Source organism: Streptomyces chiangmaiensis, from assembly GCF_036281785.1.
Classification (GTDB): domain Bacteria; phylum Actinomycetota; class Actinomycetes; order Streptomycetales; family Streptomycetaceae; genus Streptomyces; species Streptomyces chiangmaiensis.
On the sequence record NZ_JAYWVC010000665.1, the window covers coordinates 1 to 809 of the forward strand.

Genomic DNA, 809 nt, shown 5'->3' on the forward strand with positions numbered 1-809 from the left:
TTGAGTCGAGGGCGGAGAAGGAGTAGTGCCCGGGTGGCCAGCAGAGATGACCACGGGACCCCTGATCCGCAGGTGGAAGCCCGTTCGACCGGTCCGCGCCGGTATACCGCGGAGTACAAGGCGAGGATCCTTGCGGAGTACGAGACGTTGGACAAGAAGGGCAAGGGCGCTCTGCTGCGGCGGGAGGGCCTGTATTCGTCGTTGATCACGACGTGGCGGCAGCAGCGGGACAAGGGCGCCCTGGACGCACTCGCCGCGCCGGCCGGACGCCCGAAGGCGGACCCGAGGGACAAGGAGATCGAGAAGCTGAAGGCGGAGAAGGCCCGCCTGGAGGCCGATCTGGCCAAGGCTCGCACCGTCATCGAGGTGCAGGGAAAACTCTCCGCGCTGCTCGACCAGTTCGCCACGGACAGCGCCCAGAACAGCAAGGGCGAGAAGAACCAGTGACCGCGGCCCAGCTCGCGGCCGTGGCGTTCAGCACCGCCCGCGACCAGGCCCTCGAAGAGCTCACTGGGCTGGTCGGACGCGTCCAGGCATGCGCCGCGCTCGGCGTGAGCCGTGCCACCTACTACCGCCGGCACCGCCGAAGCCCCGCCCCGGTCAAGCCGCGGCGGGAACGGCACCGACACCCTCGCGCTCTCGTACCCCAGGAGGAGATACGGGTCCTCGATGTGCTCCATTCCCCGGAGTTCGCCGACATGGCGCCCGCCGAGATCTACGCGGTCCTCCTGGACCGGGGCGTCTACCTGTGCTCGGAGTCGACGATGTACCGGCTCCTGCGACGGCACGGCGAGGTCCGTGAACGCCGC

The 809-nt window shown here is 69.1% G+C and carries 1 protein-coding gene and 1 pseudogene; both read left to right on the plus strand.

Going from position 1 to position 809, the window contains the following annotated elements; all coding sequences use genetic code 11:
* The first annotated feature begins 33 nt into the window (after nucleotides 1-33).
* Nucleotides 34-447 carry a hypothetical protein gene (locus tag VXC91_RS46295; protein ID WP_329513320.1) on the plus strand — a complete coding sequence of 138 codons (414 nt, stop codon included), beginning with the start codon at nucleotides 34-36 and terminating at the stop codon, nucleotides 445-447.
* Nucleotides 444-809, plus strand: a pseudogene (locus tag VXC91_RS46300) (hypothetical protein); the annotation flags it as partial. The gene VXC91_RS46295 and the pseudogene VXC91_RS46300, both read left to right, overlap by 4 nt.